The 19,153-nt window shown below is 47.6% G+C and carries 17 protein-coding genes, 1 pseudogene and 1 riboswitch; of the genes and pseudogenes, 16 read left to right on the top strand and 2 right to left on the bottom strand.

The window, feature by feature from the left end; genetic code table 11:
- Positions 1 to 124: 124 nt before the first annotated feature.
- Positions 125 to 305: pseudogene (locus FTU55_RS15195) on the top strand (type II toxin-antitoxin system Phd/YefM family antitoxin); the annotation flags it as partial.
- On the top strand, positions 292 to 555 hold the full coding sequence (locus FTU55_RS13175) for a Txe/YoeB family addiction module toxin (protein WP_005180821.1): 264 nt from the start codon (positions 292 to 294) through the stop codon (positions 553 to 555). The pseudogene FTU55_RS15195 and the gene FTU55_RS13175, both read left to right, overlap by 14 nt.
- Positions 556 to 609: 54 nt before the next feature.
- Here the strand turns inward: FTU55_RS13175 and FTU55_RS13170 are convergent, their stop codons facing one another.
- Positions 610 to 804 (bottom strand): DUF3565 domain-containing protein, encoded by a 195-nt coding sequence (locus FTU55_RS13170; RefSeq protein WP_180047329.1) that lies wholly within the window; start codon positions 802 to 804, stop codon positions 610 to 612.
- Positions 805 to 921: 117 nt separating this feature from the next.
- Here FTU55_RS13170 and gshB point away from each other — a divergent pair, with 117 nt between their 5' ends.
- The 8 genes from gshB (at position 922) to lpxC (ending at position 10,289) form a co-directional block, all read left to right on the top strand.
- Positions 922 to 1,860 carry a glutathione synthase gene (gshB, locus tag FTU55_RS13165; RefSeq protein WP_104513186.1) on the top strand — a complete coding sequence of 313 codons (939 nt, stop codon included), beginning with the start codon at positions 922 to 924 and terminating at the stop codon, positions 1,858 to 1,860.
- 323 nt (positions 1,861 to 2,183) lie between these two features.
- The gene (gene murG / locus FTU55_RS13160) at positions 2,184 to 3,281 is read left to right on the top strand and encodes an undecaprenyldiphospho-muramoylpentapeptide beta-N-acetylglucosaminyltransferase (protein ID WP_075167283.1); all 1,098 of its coding nucleotides are present in this window, start codon (positions 2,184 to 2,186) and stop codon (positions 3,279 to 3,281) included.
- Between the two features lie 12 nt (positions 3,282 to 3,293).
- Positions 3,294 to 4,742, top strand: coding sequence for a UDP-N-acetylmuramate--L-alanine ligase (gene murC, locus FTU55_RS13155; protein WP_016658738.1), 1,449 nt, complete (start codon positions 3,294 to 3,296; stop codon positions 4,740 to 4,742).
- A 56-nt stretch (positions 4,743 to 4,798) separates the two neighbouring features.
- Positions 4,799 to 5,728, top strand: coding sequence for a D-alanine--D-alanine ligase (locus tag FTU55_RS13150; RefSeq protein WP_104471926.1), 930 nt, complete (start codon positions 4,799 to 4,801; stop codon positions 5,726 to 5,728).
- A gap of 3 nt (positions 5,729 to 5,731) precedes the next feature.
- Positions 5,732 to 6,586, top strand: a complete 855-nt coding sequence (locus FTU55_RS13145; RefSeq protein ID WP_005180814.1) for a cell division protein FtsQ/DivIB — start codon at positions 5,732 to 5,734, stop codon at positions 6,584 to 6,586.
- A gap of 65 nt (positions 6,587 to 6,651) precedes the next feature.
- Complete coding sequence (gene ftsA, locus FTU55_RS13140) at positions 6,652 to 7,914, top strand: cell division protein FtsA (protein ID WP_005180811.1); 1,263 nt, start codon at positions 6,652 to 6,654, stop codon at positions 7,912 to 7,914.
- Between the two features lie 160 nt (positions 7,915 to 8,074).
- Complete coding sequence (gene ftsZ, locus FTU55_RS13135; protein ID WP_005180810.1) at positions 8,075 to 9,262, top strand: cell division protein FtsZ; 1,188 nt, start codon at positions 8,075 to 8,077, stop codon at positions 9,260 to 9,262.
- A 124-nt stretch (positions 9,263 to 9,386) separates the two neighbouring features.
- Complete coding sequence (gene lpxC / locus FTU55_RS13130; RefSeq protein ID WP_005180809.1) at positions 9,387 to 10,289, top strand: UDP-3-O-acyl-N-acetylglucosamine deacetylase; 903 nt, start codon at positions 9,387 to 9,389, stop codon at positions 10,287 to 10,289.
- Between the two features lie 97 nt (positions 10,290 to 10,386).
- Here lpxC and FTU55_RS13125 read toward each other — a convergent pair whose 3' ends face one another.
- Positions 10,387 to 10,827, bottom strand: a complete 441-nt coding sequence (locus tag FTU55_RS13125) for a hypothetical protein (RefSeq protein ID WP_016658741.1) — start codon at positions 10,825 to 10,827, stop codon at positions 10,387 to 10,389.
- A 108-nt stretch (positions 10,828 to 10,935) separates the two neighbouring features.
- Between FTU55_RS13125 and FTU55_RS13120 the strand changes: the two genes are divergently transcribed.
- From FTU55_RS13120 to FTU55_RS13095, 6 genes are all read left to right on the top strand, one after another.
- A complete protein-coding gene (locus tag FTU55_RS13120) occupies positions 10,936 to 11,619 on the top strand; it encodes a M23 family metallopeptidase (RefSeq protein ID WP_005180807.1) in 684 nt (227 codons plus the stop codon).
- A gap of 268 nt (positions 11,620 to 11,887) precedes the next feature.
- Complete coding sequence (aceE, locus tag FTU55_RS13115) at positions 11,888 to 14,590, top strand: pyruvate dehydrogenase (acetyl-transferring), homodimeric type (RefSeq protein ID WP_168398862.1); 2,703 nt, start codon at positions 11,888 to 11,890, stop codon at positions 14,588 to 14,590.
- Between the two features lie 2 nt (positions 14,591 to 14,592).
- Positions 14,593 to 16,626, top strand: a complete 2,034-nt coding sequence (locus FTU55_RS13110; protein ID WP_180047327.1) for a 2-oxo acid dehydrogenase subunit E2 — start codon at positions 14,593 to 14,595, stop codon at positions 16,624 to 16,626.
- Positions 16,627 to 16,736: 110 nt separating this feature from the next.
- Positions 16,737 to 16,877, top strand: a riboswitch (yybP-ykoY riboswitch).
- A 71-nt stretch (positions 16,878 to 16,948) separates the two neighbouring features.
- Complete coding sequence (locus FTU55_RS13105) at positions 16,949 to 17,524, top strand: TMEM165/GDT1 family protein (RefSeq protein ID WP_016658743.1); 576 nt, start codon at positions 16,949 to 16,951, stop codon at positions 17,522 to 17,524.
- A gap of 183 nt (positions 17,525 to 17,707) precedes the next feature.
- Positions 17,708 to 18,505, top strand: coding sequence for an MBL fold metallo-hydrolase (locus tag FTU55_RS13100; RefSeq protein WP_005180798.1), 798 nt, complete (start codon positions 17,708 to 17,710; stop codon positions 18,503 to 18,505).
- Positions 18,506 to 18,613: 108 nt separating this feature from the next.
- Positions 18,614 to 18,979, top strand: coding sequence for a YkgJ family cysteine cluster protein (locus tag FTU55_RS13095; protein WP_075167288.1), 366 nt, complete (start codon positions 18,614 to 18,616; stop codon positions 18,977 to 18,979).
- Positions 18,980 to 19,153: the final 174 nt, after the last annotated feature.

Below are 19,153 nucleotides of genomic sequence, written 5' to 3'. Positions count from 1 at the left end.
AAGTTGGGTGTATTTCTTCATTGTGTGCTTTCCAATTGCGAGTTGAAAAAGTCTAATGATTCTATGAATACACCTAACTTTTTCAACTAACTACAAATGTGTCGCACTTGGGATTTGAATCTGCGTTACAAGAAAAGAAGGTGATCATACTGTAGTAATGGGGCAAAATCATTACGATAGCCTAATGGAAACGTTATATCTGCTTTCATCTCCAAATAATGCCAGTCGCTTAAATGAATCAATTGCTCACTTACGTGCAGGGAAAAACCAAACAAAGAGAGTTGATTGAGGATGACGAATCGTAACGTCGAATGGACTGATAATGTCTGGGATAAATATATCTATTGGCAAACACAGGATAAAAAGATAATTAAGCGTATCAATACTTTAATCAAAGAATGTCAAAGGACACCTTTTGAAGGCACAGGAAAACCAGAATCTTTAAAAGCGAATCTTTCAGGATTTTGGAGCCGTAGAATTGATGAAAAGCATAGATTGGTTTATGAAGTGACAGATGAACGAATCTCTATTATTCAATGTCAATTCCATTATTAGCAATATCCCCTATTTTTAGGGGATTATTTTTTGATTTAATATCTTACACGAAACCTACCCCAATCCCTCCTCACACTTCTTACACTCTAGCATCACCCCTAATTTTTCTTTGCGTCCTTGCTCCGTCATCACCCAGGGCCGGTTCTGCCATGGCGGATTATGCCGCACGTGCTGGCCATGACCACAGGCCAGCTCTGCGACCCAATGATTTTCTTCATCTAAATGATATCCCACAATTGGCTGTTGCATGGGCAGCTTCCTGAAATCAGCAAATACAGTGCTGCAAAGCTTTACTCAAATTCAGAAAAACAGGCAGCGAATCTCCGTTATACTCCACATCATAGCAATTTTAAAAGAGCAGTCATTATGCGCGTACTTGTGGTGATGGACCCGATTGAAACGGTGAACCTGAAAAAAGATTCCACCATGGCCATGCTGTGGGCCGCGGCACGTCGGGGTCATGAACTCGGTTATGCACTACAACAAGATTTATATATTGATCAGGGCAAGGCTTTCGGTCTAATCAGCCCGTTAAAAGTCTTTGAAGATTACAACCATTATTATGAGCTGGGCGAAAAACAAAAAGAATCCATCGCAGCCTATGATGTGGTGCTGATGCGTAAAGACCCGCCATTTGATATGAACTTTGTCTATAGCACCTATATTCTGGAACAGGCAGAGCGCGAAGGAGCGTGGATTATTAACAAGCCGCAAAGCCTGCGTGACTGTAATGAAAAACTGTTTGCGACCCAGTTCCCGGAGCTGCAGGTGCCGACTTTGGTGACCTCTCAGCAAAGCCTGATTCGTGAATTTATTCAGCAACATGGCGATGTGATTGTGAAACCGCTCGATGGGATGGGCGGCATGGGCATTTTCCGTCTGTATCAGAATGGTGTGAATATTGGCTCTACCATTGAAATTCTGACCAATAACGGCACCCAGCCAATTATGGCGCAGCGTTATATTCCGGAAATTGTAGAAGGGGATAAACGCATTTTAATGGTCAATGGCGAGCCAATTCCGTATTGTCTGGCACGTATTCCGCAAAACGGCGAAGTGCGTGGCAACCTGGCCGCTGGTGGTCTGGGTGAAGCACGTCCATTGACCGACAATGACAAGGCAATTGCTGCCAAAGTCGGGCCATTTTTACGTGAAAAAGGTCTGGTATTTGTCGGTCTGGATGTGATTGGTAACTATGTCACTGAAATTAACGTGACCAGTCCAACCTGTATCCGTGAAATTGATGCCCAGTTCGGCACCTCAATTGCCGATACCCTGTTTGATGTACTGGAAGCCGGTCGTTAATCTATCTTTCAAAAGAGTCACCTTGGGTGGCTCTTTTTGTATTCTTAAGCGAGATTTGAGCTTGAAAAACTGCGTTGAGCAAGAAAATTATAGCGATTTTGTAAATCAAAACCAGTCGACATAATTCAGTGAAAAATGCAGGAAACTTAACAATTTCGGTGAATTAATAATAAAACTAGTTTAAACTTTCAAAACTGTTGAAAAAAACAATGAGCCGCTTGGTGAAAAAAAGTAAATAAACTTTCAAGCTCATACGATTGTGATTACAATTGAGCGCTTATAAAGAACTTTCATTAGCCATATTTGGATTGAAGAATTAGACCGTGACTGATGCAGCGCAAACCAAGCCTAAACATGTGATGATGATGGCCGCAGGCACTGGTGGCCATGTGTTCCCAGCCCTAGCCGTGGCAAAAGAACTCCAGCAGCAGGGAATCCATGTGTCCTGGTTAGCAACGCCTACAGGCATGGAAAACCGTTTATTACAAAACCAGAATATTCCGATTTATCAGATTGATATTCAAGGCGTGCGCGGTAACGGGCTGGCACGCAAACTGATGGCGCCTTTTAAAATTCTAAAAGCCACCTTAAGCGCCATGCAGTTAATGAAAAAACACAAAGTAGAGGCTGTCGCCGGCTTTGGTGGCTATGTGGCTGGACCGGGTGGTCTGGCCGCACGTCTGCTTGGTATTCCAGTCATTATTCATGAGCAGAATGCAATTGCCGGCTTTACCAATACCCAGCTGTCGCGTATTGCCAACACTGTTTGTCAGGCGTTCCCGGATACGTTTCCGGCCAGCACTAAAATTGTCACCACTGGCAACCCGGTGCGTAAAGAAATTAGCGCGACTCTAACCCCATCCTGGCGTTATCAGGAACGTGAAAAAGCAGGTTTGCCGCTGCGTATTTTAATTGTTGGCGGCTCTTTGGGCGCGCAGGCACTGAATGAACGTGTCCCTGAAGCCTTAAAACAGCTGAATGTACCTTTAAATGTGTATCATCAGTGTGGGCAAAATCATGCAGACAGCACCCGAGCGCGTTATGCCAACAAGCCGGACAGCTTAACGGTTGAAGTGCAACCCTTTATTGAAGATATGGCACAGGCCTATAGCGATGCCGATCTGATTATCTGCCGGGCCGGCGCACTGACGGTTACGGAAATTGCAACCGCGGGTGTGGCTGCGGTATTTGTGCCCTTGCCAAGCGCTGTGGATGACCATCAGACGGCCAATGCACAATTCCTGGCCAAGACGGGCGCGGCAAAAATCTGTCCGCAAGCCAGCATGACCCCGGACAGCTTAAAAGAACTGTTAATGCCGTTGATGAACCGCCAACTGCTCTCTGAAATGGCCAGCAAGGCGCGTCAACAGGCACAACCTAATGCAACCCAACATGTGGTTGCTTTAATTCAAGATTTGTAAACCGAGTAAACTATGTCTCCATCTATCCCTGCTGATCAAGTAAAAGAACTGATTAAAGTGCCTGAAATGCGTCGTATCAAACATATCCACTTTGTCGGGATTGGCGGCGCCGGGATGTGTGGCATTGCCGAGGTATTAAAAAACCAGGGCTATGATGTTTCCGGTTCAGATATTAAAGCCTCAAAAACTACAGCCCAGCTGGAAGAAAATGGCATTCGGGTGTTTATTGGTCATAGCGCAGATAATATTCAGGGCGCCAATGTACTGGTAGTCTCTACTGCAATTGATCCGGAAAACCCGGAAGTTAAAGCCGCTATTGAGAGCCGTATTCCGGTGGTGCGCCGTGCTGAAATGCTGGGTGAGCTGATGCGTTATCGTCACGGGATTGCCGTGGCCGGAACACATGGTAAAACCACCACCACCAGCCTGGTTACCTGTATGCTGGCAGAAGAAAATCTGGACCCGACTTACGTGATAGGCGGTTTGCTGAACCGTACCGGGGTTAATGCTGCACTGGGTGCGAGCCGTTATATTGTGGCTGAAGCCGATGAATCAGATGCATCTTTCCTGCATCTGGAGCCAATGGCAGCGATTGTCACCAATATTGATGCCGACCACATGGATACTTATGGCGGCAGCTTTGACAAGCTAAAAGATACCTTTATTGAATTCCTGCACAAACTGCCATTCTATGGTTTAGCAGTGGTTTGTGGTGATGATGCCAACATCCGTGAAATTATGCCGCGCATTGCCCGTCCGGTGCTAACCTACGGCTTTAATGAAGACAATGATATTCGCGCAGTCGATGTTGATCAGGACGGTATGCGTACCCACTTTACCGTATTGCGTAAAGACCGCGAGCCACTACGTGTTACCGTGAATCAGCCAGGTCTGCACAACGTATTGAATGCCTTGGCCGCCATTGGTGTGGCGACGGATGAAGGTGTTTCTGATGGTGCGATTTGCCGTGCACTGGAAGGCTTTAGTGGTGTAGGTCGCCGCTTCCAGGTACAAGGTGAATTTGAACTGGACGGTGGCAGCATTAAGCTGGTCGATGACTACGGTCACCATCCTAAAGAAGTAGAAGCGACAATTAAGGCGGCACGTCAGAGCCATCCGGACCGCCGTCTGGTGATGTTGTTCCAGCCGCACCGTTTTAGCCGTACCCGTGACTGTTTCGATGACTTTGTTGAAGTGTTATCGCAGGTCGATCAACTGCTGTTGCTGGAAGTGTATCCTGCCGGTGAAAAAGCCATTGTGGGTGCCGACAGCCGCAGTCTGGCACGCAGTATCCGTCTGCGTGGTCAGGTCGAGCCGATCCTGATTGATCCGGTTGAAGGCAATCTGGAAACACTGGTACAAAAAGTGTTACAACCGAATGATTTGTTATTGACCCAAGGTGCGGGTAATGTAGGAGCAATCTCCATCGAGCTTGCTCAAAATAAATTGTATTTAAAATAATCACCCAAAGTGATATTTGAATTTGGTCGCTCAGTGTAAAGTTTAAGGATATAAACGTGTCAAATGCTTCAAAGTTCGGCAAAGTTGCCGTGTTATTTGGTGGAAAATCTGCCGAGCGTGGGGTGTCTCTGGATAGTGGACAGGCAGTGCTCGATGCGCTGCTGCGCGAAGGCGTTCAGGCAGAAGCGTTTGACCCGAAAGATCGTAGTGTGACCGAACTGGTCAACTATGATCGTGCCTTTATTGTCCTGCACGGTCGCGGCGGTGAAGATGGCCAGATTCAGGGTGTACTGGAATGGCTGAATGTGCCGTATACCGGTACTGGCGTACAGGGTTCAGCCATTGGCATGGACAAGGTCAAAACCAAACAGGTCTGGCAAGGTTCCGAGCTGCCAACAGCGCCGTATCGTATTGTCACCAAAGATTCAAACCCGGCTGATATTGTCGCTGCATTGGGTCTACCGCTGATTATCAAGCCGGTACATGAAGGTTCCAGTATTGGCATGAGCAAAGTCGAACGTATTGAAGACTTTGCTGAAGCGATTGCCAAAGCCACCGAGCATGATGCAGTGGTGATGGCTGAAAAATGGATTACCGGTCGCGAGTTCACGATTGTCTTACTGAATGGTCAGGCCTTGCCGGTGATTCGTCTGGAACCGCCTAAAGATGTGGCGTTCTACGACTATGAAGCCAAATACAACCGTAATGATGTGCAATATGGCATTCCGTGTGGCTTAACCGAGTCGGAAGAGCAGCAGTTGCAGGTCTTGGCCCTGCGTGCGTTCCAGGCGGTAGGTGCCAGCGGCTGGGGTCGTATTGATGCAATGCAGGATGAACAAGGCAATTTCTGGCTGCTTGAAGTGAACACTGTACCGGGCATGACCAGTCACTCACTGGTGCCAAAAGCCGCTCAGGCGGTGGGCTACAGTTTTGATGCCTTGTGCATGGCAATTCTTGAACAAACCTTAACGGATGCGACCCACTAAGCCATGGCTCAACTTCCTGCTTCCATGCGCCGTAAACGCGCAGCGATTACCTCGATTCACGATAAGCCACCGACGCGTAAAGAAAAGCTGACGAACCTGGGTGGATGGGTATTGCTGTGCGTGGCGATTGTGGTATTGGCAGCAGGAATCTACGGTTTATATAAAGTCATGACTGATGCACGCGTGGCCGAACTGGATGTGGTCGGCACCCGTTCCAATGCCGAACTACGCCAGGTCATGACCCATGTTTCGCCGGTGGTGACAGATAACTATTTTACTTCCGATCTGGAACAGATTCGTGATACTGCACTGGAACTGTCTTGGGTCGATCGGGTGGTGGTATCACGCGCCTGGCCGAATGCCATCCGTTTACGGGTCATGCCACGCCATGCGATTGCGCGCTGGGGCACCGGACGTTTACTCAGTGACAGCGGTGATGTGTTTTCGGAAGTCACACCCAAGAATAATCAGCATCTGCCGTTATTACATGGCCCGATGCATCAGTCCAAAATGATGATGCGTCGCTATAATGAAATTAACCAGTTATTTTTACCGGTGAATCTGCGTTTAAAAGAGTTATATCTCACTGACCGGATGACCTGGTTTATGCAGTTTGATTCTGGCCTGCGGGTGATTGTGGATCAGGATCAGACCATGAGTAAATTGCAGCGCCTGAGTCATCTGGCGCAAAGTGACTTCAAGCCGGTATGGTCCAGGATTTCTGCAATTGACCTGCGTTACCGCAATGGTCTGGCGATCCAGTGGAAAAACTCGGTGGCACCAAAAATTGCCAATGGTCATTTTGTTGTAACGATTGATGACACAAGCATTGCGAATGCAATAGCAGCAAAGCCATAATACTTGGCTTTAAAAATAGAGGCATTAAGCCATTAATTAAACAAACATGTGATGGTAGTAAATAAATGAGTGAAGCTGTTCCCTCGGTTGTTGCGATTGACATTGGGACACACAAAGTTTCAGTTTTGATTGGTAAGGTACACGCGCCAGACAATATCCAAGTGATTGGTATGGCTACCGCTCGTAACCGAGGCATGAATAAAGGAAAAATTGTAAGTCTCGATAAAGTCATTACAGCCATTAAAAATGCCGTTCAAGAAGCAGAAGATATGGCGGAATGCCGGGTGCATTCAGCCTGGATTTCTATTCCAAGTGCAGAATTAAAAAGTTTTTATGCTGCGGGGCGTACCCCGATTGAAAATAGTGACCACACAATTACAACAAGTGAAGTGGTTCGTGCCTTAGATCTGGCCAAAGCCAGCCATTTAACTTCAGATCATTATCTGGTCAGCGCGGTGCCGTTGGGCTTTGATCTGGATGATTCCGGTGAATGGGTACAAAACCCGATCCGTATGTCGGCGCATAGCATGACCGGTCATTATCAGCTGATGATGCTGCCGATTAGCACCATGCAGAATCTGGACCGTGCCTTAAAAGGGGCCAATATTGGTGTAGAAAAAATGGTGGTGTCGCATCTGGCCACCGCTGAAGCCAGTTTACTGAAAGATGAAAAAGAATATGGCGTGTGCCTGGTTGATATTGGCGCCGGTACCACCAATATTGCGGTCTATCTGGATGGTCGTCTGGCGCTGTCACAAACCCTGCAGCGTGGCGGTGAGCATGTGACCCGTGATATCGCGGCGGTATTGCAGACCACCACCGAAGAAGCCGAGCGGATTAAACTGCTTTACGGTTGCGTCGATTTAAAAGTGGTCAAACCTGATCACATGATTCAGATTCAGGGCATTGATGGTCCGCAAACCATCAGCCGGATTGAACTGTCGGAAATTATTATTGCGCGTTATGAAGAAATTTTTGCGCAAATCCGTCAGGAACTGGAAAACAGTGGCGCCATTCATGGCTTATATCATGGTGTGGTGCTGGCTGGTGATGCCTGTCAGATTGAAGGCATGGTCAGTCTGGTACGCCGCACCCTGGGTGTGTCTGCGCATTTGGGCAATCCGCCGGTACAGGTTTATGCCGATGAACCGCATCAGGCTGCCTTGCGCCGTTCGCAGTATGCAACCGCAGCGGGCGTGCTGATGTATAGCCAGAGCTACAGTCAGGACACCATTGTCGAAACCGAAGACCCGGAGACCTTATCGGTCTGGGCGCGTGTAGGTCGTGCCTGGTCAGGACTCAACGAAAAACTGAAATCAATTTTTTAGTTGATTTTTTAGGGAATATTGTTAGGAAGTTGTACGGATTACCGCTTGTACTTGACAAGGCAGCCGTTGGACAGCATTCTTAAAAACAATTTTTTATTAAGATCAAGGCAGTATACGGGCTGAAGTGACTGCCAATTATGAATTAGGAAAGCTAAAGGTCATGGCCTCATTTGAATTTTTTGAAGATGATCAAACCGATAACAACGGTCAAGCCCGTTTCACTGTATTTGGTGTAGGTGGTGCAGGCGGTAACGCCGTACAGCATATGCTGGAATCAGATATCCAGGGTGTGAAATTTGTCTGTGCCAATACCGATAAACAGGCACTGGACCGCATGAATGCACAGTGCAAAATCCAGCTGGGTGAGCAAAGTACCCGTGGTCTGGGCGCAGGGGCTAATCCGCAAGTGGGTCAAACCGCTGCTGAAGAAAGCCGCGAGCTGATTCGCCAGCAGCTAGAAGGCACCGATATGGTGTTTGTGACTGCCGGTATGGGTGGTGGTACCGGTACCGGTGCTGCACCTGTTGTCGCTGAAATTGCCAAAGAAATGGGCATTTTAACTGTCGGTGTCGTAACTACACCGTTTAACTTTGAAGGTAAACGTCGTCTGCAATCTGCGGAAAAAGGCATTGAAGCTTTAGAGCAGCATGTTGACTCCCTGATCATCATTCCAAACCAGCGCTTGTTAAAAGTGTTCCGCGACATTTCCATGAAAGATGCTTATAAAAAGGCAGATGACGTGCTGTTAAATGCCGTGCGCAGTATCTTTGATTTAGTGGTACGTCCGGGTCACATCAACCTTGACTTTGCCGATTTGAAAACGGCCATGAGTACCCGTGGCTATGCCATGATGGGTGTCGGTCTGGGTCGTGGTGAAAACCGTGCCCGTCAGGCAGCAGAGCAGGCGATTCGCAGTCCATTACTCGATAACGTGACCATCATGAATGCCAAAGGTATTCTGATTAACGTGACCGGTGGTGATGACGTGACCTTTGGTGAAATTGAAGAAATTACCGATGTTGTCAACCAGATTGTCGATCTGGATGAAGGCCAGGTATTCTACGGTACCGTATTTGATCCGGATGCGCGTGATGAAATCAGCGTGACCGTAATTGCCACTGGTTTGACCCGTAATTCAGCCGATGCGGTTGAGCCAGTCAAGCGTTCTTCAGTGGTGCAGTCTGCACAGGCAACCGCTCAACAGCCGGTTGAAGAAGATGATGTTCCGGCCATTCAGCGTCAGGCAGAGGCAGCGCCGGCCATCAATGCGACTGCAGGCAGCAGCAATAATTCGCGTCCAACGCCAATGAGTATTCAGGAATATCTTAAAAATCAACAACGTAAATAATTTTTACGATATAGATTTTTATTCCAAAACTTGTAAAAGGTAGCCAAATGGCTACCTTTTTGTTTTTTATCAATGGCTAAATATGCTAACGTATAGCGGTTTTATATACAGATGAATTGAGAGCATGTTGAAACAACGTACCCTAGAACGTGTCGTGAAAGCGAGTGGTATAGGTCTGCATAGTGGACAGAAAGTCATGATTAACTTTGTGCCGCACCATGCTGACGGGGGAATCGTGTTTCGCCGTATTGACCTGAATCCACCGGTCGATATTCCGGCCGATGCCATGCTGATTCAGGAAGCCTTTATGTGCTCGAATCTGGTTCAGGACAATGCCAAAGTCGGCACCATTGAACACATTATGAGTGCGCTGGCGGGTCTGGGAATTGATAACCTGATTATCGAGGTATCCGCCTCTGAAGTGCCAATTATGGACGGCAGTGCCGGTCCCTTCATCTATTTATTAATGCAGGGTGGTTTAAAAGAGCAGGATGCGCCAAAAAAATTCATCAAGATTTTAAAACCGGTTGAAGCGCTAATTGATGATAAACGTGCCATCTTCACCCCGCATGACGGTTTCCAGCTCAATTTCACCATCGATTTCGATCATCCCGCCTTTAAAAAAGAATATCAGTCTGCCACCATTGATTTTTCTACCGAAACCTTCGTCTATGAAGTCAGTGAAGCACGCACCTTTGGCTTTATGAAAGATCTGGATTATTTAAAAGCCAACAATCTGGCCTTGGGCGCCAGCCTTGAAAATGCCATTGGGGTCGATGACACCGGTGTGGTCAATGAAGAGGGCCTGCGTTTCTCGGATGAATTTGTTCGTCACAAAATATTAGATGCGGTGGGCGACCTGTATTTGCTCGGTCATCAAATTATTGCGAAATTTGATGGATATAAATCGGGTCATGCACTGAATAACCAGCTCTTGCGGAATGTGCAAAAAGATCCAAGCAGCTATGAAATTGTAACATTTGATGACATCAATCAATGTCCAATTCCGTATGTGAGTGTGACATAAGTCATTGTCTTTCCTTGGTGATGTTATAATGTAACATCTAAAAAAGTGAACTAATTCTCGTTTTTATCGGTTTTGTATTTTTTAGATTGGCGCAATGTTACTTTTTATTGCTTGCCAAACGTAACAAAGCTTGGCTAAGCTTAGGGTCGCTCACAAAGTCAGCAGCACCGCGAAGCATTTCCTGGGTTTCTGTACTGAGTGTTCTTGAAGATTTTTCCTGTTTTGGGGGCGTTTGCAACTGCGGTTTTAACCGGACCTGAATCTTGTGTAAATCTTGAAGTTCTGCCAATTGTGATAGCTGAGCAACATACTGTTTTTGCAAATAGGCCAGTTGACTCACCATCGCCTGATTGGTGCCAGTAATGGTAAGAATCCCTTGCTGATAACAAACAACCTGCCAAAGTTCGGGTTGGGGCAACAAGGGTTGAATAATTTGAGTAAGTTTCTGCCAGGCAGCAACTTGCGTTGAGAGAAACGTTAGGTTTCCTGTTTTTATGTGTTTTCTTGTTTGGCGAAAGACGTTACAAGGTTCGGACATACATATTTCCTTCATGTTTATGTCTTAATCTTATGCGCTCTTTTCAGTGAAGATCAAGGAAGAGATCACCAAGGAACTCTGAGTAAGAACAGTTTTTATGAGGTTTTTATGCATACGCGACGTATTTTATTAGCGTTTTCTTTGGCGGCTTCTGCGGCGTCAGTGGCTTTTGCTGATCTGGTTGACTTAAACAGCCAAAATTCATCGACAGACCGTATTGAAGAATTGACCCGCACCCTGGCACAAGGGACCTATAGCGAGTCACAAGACATCAATATTCCGGCGCAAACTGAAATTAATGTCAAACTGCGTGAAAAAACGGTTGAATTAAACAACGAATCTTTAGCGAAAAAATACGGTTCAGCGTCTTCTGCGAAATCTTATAGCGCTAATCCATATAGCTGGTTAGTGGCGCATCCTTTACCAAATGCCCGTGTAAGCTCAAACTATGGCGGTCGTACCATGAATGGCCGTGCTGAACGTCATTCAGGTTTAGATCTAGCCGCTCCAAGCGGTACACCAATTTATGCCACTGGCCCGGGTATCGTAACTAAATCAGGTTGGGGTACAGGTTATGGTCAATATGTTGAAATTAACCATGGCAATGGCTATTTAACGCGTTACGCTCATGCATCACGCTTAATTGCACGTGTCGGCGACCGTGTTGCTGCAGGTGAGCATATTGCAAACGTAGGCTGTACAGGTCGTTGTACCGGTCCTCATTTACATTATGAAGTAGTAAAAGACGGCGTTCGTAAAAACCCATCAACTTACCTGGCAATGCTGCCTTAATAGCTTGCGGCTTTTGCTCAAAAGGCCTAATTTTTGAGCACGTCATGCATTAAGACCTTATAACGATTATATTATCACTCAAAAGAATATTGTCTGTATATTAAACCGCCGCTATTGGCGGTTTTTTGTTATTTTGGGTAATAAAACATCAATAGATATTTTTTCTCGAAATAGTAGTCTAAAGTCGTATTCACCGATGGCCATACCTGTAGAAAGCAGAAATATGGTACATATAAACCATATAATTAGGATTCAGGAATGACCGACTATGGCGTATTATGGTGATACCGACGCGCAGGAAACCCAAGAGTGGCAGGACGCGTTTGATTCAGTTTTGCAGCACATGGGAACCGAGCGTGCTGCATTTTTATTAGAAAAACTTTATCAACGGGCAATCGCGAAACACGTTCCCATTCAGCGTCTAAATACGCCTTATTTAAATACCATTTCCGTTGAAGAGCAACCACCAATGCCGGGTGATCAGGATATGGAACGTCGTATCCGCGCCCTGATTCGCTGGAATGCACTGGCGATGGTGCTGCGTGCTAACAAAACGGGCGATGATCTTGGTGGTCACCTGGCCAGTTTTGCTTCTTCTGCCACCCTTTATGATGTTGGCTTTAACCATTTCTTCCGTGCCAATAGTGATAACTTTGGCGGCGACATGATCTATTATCAAGGTCACTGTGCTCCGGGTATCTATGCACGTTCTTTCCTTGAAGGTCGTCTGACTGAAGAACATTTAAATAACTTCCGCCGTGAAGTCGGCGGTAAAGGTTTGCCATCTTACCCACACCCATACCTGATGCCAGACTACTGGCAGTTCCCGACCGTATCCATGGGTCTGGGTCCGATCATGTCGATCTATCAGGCGCATATTCAAAAATACCTGATGAACCGTGGCCTGATCAAAGAAGAAGACCGTAAAGTCTGGGCTTATCTGGGCGATGGCGAAATGGATGAGCCGGAAAGCCTGGGTGCGATTTCACTGGCGGGTCGTGAGAAGCTGGATAACCTGATCTGGGTGGTGAACTGTAACTTGCAGCGTTTAGATGGTCCGGTACGTGGTAATGGCAAGATCATTCAGGAACTTGAGTCATTATTCCGTGGTGCTGGCTGGCGCGTGATTAAAGTTGTCTGGGGTCGTCATTGGGATCCGCTACTGGATAAAGACAAATCTGGTGCACTCAAAGCGATTATGGAAGAAGCAGTAGATGGTGATTACCAGCGTTATCAGGTGAAAGGTGGTGCTTACACCCGTGCGCACTTCTTTGGCCGTTATCCGGAAGCTGAAGAGCTGGTGAAAAACTTAAGCGATGAAGATATTGATAATCTGAACCGCGGCGGTCACGACCCGTACAAGGTATTTGCCGCCTATACCGAAGCGACCAAAGCCAAAGGTCAGCCAACCGTGATTCTGGCCAAAACCGTAAAAGGCTATGGTCTGTCTGAAGAAATTGAAGCGGTGAACAAAACTCACCAAATCAAGAAAATGCAGCTTGAATCACTGAAATATGTACGTAACCGTTTCAACCTGCCATTTACCGATGAGCAGCTGGAAGAAGTGCCATTCTATCGTCCAAGTGAAAACTCGCCTGAAATTAAATATATGAAGGCGCGTCGTGAAGCACTGGGCGGCTACTTGCCGGCACGTCGTAAAGACAGCGAATCTCTCGCGATTCCTGAGCTGTCGGTGTTTGATGCAGTGCTAAAAGGTTCAAACGGTAAAGAACAATCGACCACCATGGTGATGGTGCGCCTGATCTCTGCGCTGTTAAAAGAAAAAGCCATTAAAGACCGCGTGGTGCCAATTGTTCCAGATGAAGCGCGTACCTTCGGTCTGGAAGGCATGTTCCGTCAACTGGGTATTTATGCCGCACATGGCCAGAAATATACCCCGGAAGACCAGGAACAGTTGATGCATTACCGTGAAGCCAAAGACGGTCACATGCTGCAGGAAGGGATTAACGAAGCCGGTGCAATGAGTGCCTGGGCGGCGTTGGCGACCAGTTATTCGACCAATAACCTGCCAATGATTCCGATGTACATGTACTACTCGATGTTTGGTTTCCAGCGGATTGGTGACATTGCTTGGGCAGCCGGTGATGCACAGGCGCAAGGTTTCTTGCTCGGTGCAACCGCAGGCCGTACCACTCTGAATGGTGAAGGTTTACAGCATCAGGACGGTCACTCGCACATTCTGGCCAATACCATTCCAAACTGTGTCTCTTATGACCCATGTTTCGGTTATGAACTGGCGGTTATCGTCCATGACGGTTTACAGCGCATGTATGTCAATCAGGAACGTGTGTTCTATTACCTGACGGTTATGAACGAGAACTACGAGCATCCTGAAATGCCACAGGGCGTTGAAGAAGGCATCAAGCGTGGTATGTATCTGCTTGAAGAAGATGAGAAAGCCACGGTTCAGCTTCTTGGTTCCGGCGTGATTCTGCGTGAAGTGATTAAAGCCGCGAAAATCCTGCGTGAGGAATACCAGATTCACTCCAATGTCTACAGCGTGACCAGCTTCAACGAACTGGCGCGTGATGGTATGGCATGCGAAGAATACAACCGTCTGCATCCGCTAGCGGAAGAAGCCAAAGAGCCGTGGGTATCGAAACAGCTGCGTGGTACGGACGGTATTGTGGTATCTGCAACTGACCATATGCGTGCTTATAGCGAACAAATCCGTGCTTATCTGCCAGACAGCCGTCCGTTTGTGGCGCTGGGTACAGATGGTTATGGCCGTTCGGATACACGTGCCAACCTGCGTAGCTACTTTGGTGTCGATGCCGCGCACATTGTGGTGGCGACCTTGAAGAAACTGGCCGATGAAGGCGAAGTTGATGCGCGTCTGGTCAAAGATGCCATTTCAAGCTTTGAGCTGGATACCGACCGTCCGGTCGCGTGGGCACCACAGGCTACGCCTGAGCTGCACGCTGTGGCTGACTACAAAGAGGAGAACTAATCATGCACATTACGACTCCTGATATTGGTGTAGATAAAGCCACCGTGGCTGAAATTCTGGTCAAAGTCGGCGATAGCATCGCGGTCGATGACAGTATTGTGTTGCTGGAATCCGACAAAGCCTCTGTTGAAGTGCCAAGCACTTCAGCCGGGGTGGTGAAAAGCATTCTGGTCAATCAGGGTGATGAAGTCGCAGAAGGCGCGGTGCTGATTGAACTGGAAGCCGAAGATGGAACGTCACAAGCCGTTGAACCACAACTGGCTGATGCACCGCAAAAAACGTCTGAAAACACCCCGACCTCATTGTCTGATCAGGACATTATTGCGGAAGTGAGCAGCCATCAACCTGCGGCAGCCTCGCAAAACCAGACAGCAGCGGCTGGCAGCGCTGTAACCATTGAAGTGAAAGTGCCGGATATTGGTGTAGAAAAAGCGCTGGTTGGTGAAATTCTGGTTCAGGTCGGCGATCAGATTGATGTCGATCAGAGCATTGTGGTGGTGGAATCGGACAAAGCCACGGTGGAAGTGCCAAGTACGGTATCGGGTACGGTGGCCTCTATTGAGATTCAGGCTGGCGATAGCGTCAAAGAAGGTATGGTGATTCTGACCGTGGCCACGGCAGAGGCAGCACCAGCAGCTGAACAGTCGCAAGCTCAAGCCGAACAGCAACCCGCTGCTCAGGCGGTGCCTGAACCCAAAGCTGAACCAGCAGCGCCAGCTTCTGCAGCACCGGCGGGTGATGTCGAAGTGAAGGTCCCGGATTTAGGGGTTGATAAAGCCGCGGTTGCAGAAATTCTGGTTCAGGTCGGTGATACGGTCGAAAAAGATCAAAGTATTATTGTGGTGGAATCGGACAAGGCCACGGTTGAAGTGCCAAGTACCGCCGCGGGTGTAATCAAGGCGATTCATGTCGAGCTGGGCCAGAATGTGTCAGAAGGCATTGCCTTGGTGGCCATTGAGACGGAAGGTCAGGCAGCACCTGCAGCACCTGCAGCACCGCAAGCAGCAAAAGCTGAAGCGCCAGCACAAAAAGCCGCACCTGCTGCGCCAGCCGCACAGGCCTCAAGCGCTGTACCGAGTACACATACTGCAGACAAGCTCACCAAAGAGCAAAATGCAGCGAACTCGAAAGTATATGCTGGTCCTGCAGTGCGTAAACTGGCACGTGAACTGGGTGTCATCCTGGCCGATGTCAAAGCTTCCGGTCCACATGCACGGGTTATGAAAGAAGACCTGGTGGCCTATGTGAAGTCGCGTCTGACAGCACCGCAAACTGCTCCGGCGGCCGCAGCGGTGGCAGCAGCACCATCGGGCTTGCCGAAATTGCCAAGTTTCGATGCGTTTGGTGGTGTGGAAGAGAAAGCTTTAACCCGCTTGCAGCAAGTGTCCATTCCGCAGCTGTCTTTAAACAACTACATTCCGCAAGTAACCCAGTTTGATGCAGCAGACATCACCGAACTGGAAGCATGGCGCAATGAGCTGAAAGGCAACTTCAAGAAAGAGGGCATCAGCCTGACCATTATGGCCTTTATCATTAAGGCGGTGGCGTACTTGCTGAAAGAAGAGCGCGAGTTTGCCGGTCACTTGTCTGATGATGGCAAGTCTGTGCTACTACGCAATGAAATCCATATGGGCATTGCGGTTGCGACACCAGATGGTCTGACTGTTCCTGTATTACGTAACCCGGACCAGAAGTCGATCAAGCAGATTGCTATTGAGCTCGGTGAATTAAGCCAAAAAGCGCGTGACAAGAAATTGTCACCTAAAGATCTGCAAGGTGCGAACTTCACGATTACCAGCTTGGGTTCAATTGGCGGTACAGCATTTACGCCGCTGGTGAACTGGCCGCAAGTGGCAATTCTGGGGATTTCTCCAGCCACCATGCAACCGGTCTGGAATGGCGAAGGCTTTGATCCACGCTTAATGCTACCACTGTCGCTGTCTTATGATCACCGTGTGATTAATGGCGCAGATGCAGCCCGCTTTACCAACAAGCTGACCAAGCTGCTCAAAGATATCCGGACTTTGTTAATCTAAAACGTCGCTTGGTGTGTCTCTGTGACAGAGAACACGCAAAGTTGAAAACCCTGCTTCGGCAGGGTTTTTGCGTTTGGTACTTGAGTTTTTTCTGTGGCCGATTACAATAACAGCACTTCATTGGGGAGTAGCCGCTTTTTACGCAAAGTAAAAAGGTGATGGTCAACATATTTGCTCAACAGGGCATGGTCATCATAGCAAAGAACCAAAATGCTTTTCTCAAGCTTTCTTTTGTTGGCAAGACCTTTGATTTATCACTCTGCAGATTTGGCTAGCAGGAGGGATAGGTCATTGGTATGTGTGCTAGCCAGAGAAATCCATCATGTATGAATTCCTGATCTCAACTGCAATTGTCGCTTTGGCCGAAATGGGCGATAAAACCCAGCTGTTGGCCCTGTTACTGGCGGCCCGCTTCCGTAAACCGCTGCCAATTCTGCTGGCGATTCTGGCCGCCACCCTGATCAATCACGGTTTATCTGCAGCCTTGGGGCAATGGATTACCACCATTTTAAGTCCTGAAATTCTGCGCTGGATTCTGGCACTCGGTTTTATTGGAATGGCGATCTGGATGCTGATTCCGGATCAGCTGGATGATGAAAATGAAAGCATCAACAAATGGCAGAAATACGGAGTGTTTGGTGCCACCTTTATTCTGTTCTTCCTGGCAGAAATTGGCGATAAAACCCAGATTGCAACCGTGGCGCTGGCTGCGCGTTTTGACAGTATTTTCTGGGTGATGATTGGCACCACCTTGGGGATGATGATTGCCAATGCGCCGGCAGTATTTATCGGCAATAAAATGGCAGAGAAATTACCGGTATCCCTGATTCATAAAATTGGCGCGCTGATTTTCCTGATCATTGGGGTGAGTACATTGCTGCAATATTATTTCTTTTAAAGGCTGCTACTGATTTTGGCCCAATCTTCCTGGTTGGGCTTTTTTATGGGCTGAACCTGACCCGTGCTTCTACAAAATAGTTGAAAGTTAAATTGTATATTGATTGTAAGTTGGCGGAATACCCTTTATTTTATAGGGAATTAAAAATTTAATGTAAAGATAAGATTTTTTTGGGGACAAGGTATGGCGTTCGATCGCACCACATCACAAGTATTATTTGATAATGGCACGCATAAATGTATCAGTTTCACCAGTCTGGTCAAAGGTGAGGGCGTACAGGCCAACCAGTTTCTGATTCTGGACAATGACCGTGCCGCAGTTCTGGACCCGGGCGGCGATTTGACCTATGTACCGCTAACCATGGAACTGAATAAATATACCCGCCTGACCAATCTGGACTATGTGATGGCATCGCATCAGGACCCGGATATTATTACCTCGATGCCGCGCTGGCTGGTGTATACCGATGCCAAAGTGGTGGCTTCGAAACTGTGGGCGCGTTTCTTGCCACACTTGAACTCGGCTTTTATGAGTGACCGGATGAAAGGCAACTGGCTGGAGCGTCTGATTGAACTGCCTGATCATGGCCAGGTGATTCCACTGGGACAGGCATCCATTGTCGCCATTCCTGCGCACTTCCTGCATTCGGTCGGTAATTTCCAGTTTTATGATCCGGTGGCTAAAATCCTGTTTTCCGGTGATATGGGCGCTTCAATGGTCGAAGATGCGTCCAAGCCGTTAGAAAACTTTGCCGCGCATATTCCAAAAATGAAAGCTTTCCATCAGCGTTATATGTGTGCCAATAAAGTCATCCGTTTATGGGTGAATATGGTGCGTCAAATGGATGTCGAAATGATTGTACCGCAGCATGGTACCGCGTTTGTGGGCAAGGAGCAGATCAACCAGTTCCTGGACTGGATTGAAACGCTGGAATGCGGTGTCGACCTGATGGATGAGTCGGTATTTACCTGTCCGACTTAAGCCAAAAAATCGCGTAAAAAAACTGAAAAAATAACTTGAGTGTAAAAACAACATTTTTTATATTTTCTTCCCCAAAAAAACTCTTTTTTGATGACGAGAATTTTAACAATGTTGTCTCAAGTTGCTTCATCAGATGCGTGTCTTAGCTGCGGCGCATGCTGCACCTATTTTAGAGTTTCATTTTACTGGGCAGAAGGCATTCCCATGCCTGAGCATTATACCGAACCGGTAAATGCCCTCTATTCATGCATGAAAGGGACCAATCAGGCCAATCCGCGTTGTATTGCGCTGGAGGGAACGGTCGGACAACAGGTCAGCTGCTCTATGTACGAGCAGCGCAGTTCCAGTTGCAAAGAGGTACAGATTGCCGATGAGCAGTGCAATAAGGCACGCCGTGCGCATAACCTGATTCCTTTAGTGCTGGTCGAAGCGGCCAATGATGGCCAGGACCCGGATTTTGACCGGGTCAGTTAAAGACTTCAGCATCCAGATGTTGTTATCGTAGAAAAGTAGGCCACGGCCCACTGCTGTCCCATAGTTTGCTTTAAATAAAAAAACCTGAGTCCTAACAGTTAAAATATGAGTGCAAACAAACACTTTAACGACCAGGATTCAGGTTTTGTCACATCAGAATACCGTATTTCATGA

The sequence above is a fragment of the Acinetobacter sp. YH12117 genome (assembly GCF_013418865.1).
Lineage (GTDB): Bacteria > Pseudomonadota > Gammaproteobacteria > Pseudomonadales > Moraxellaceae > Acinetobacter > Acinetobacter indicus.
The sequence above is the reverse complement of the archived record's forward strand: the minus strand, read 5'-3'. Positions and strand labels throughout refer to the sequence as shown.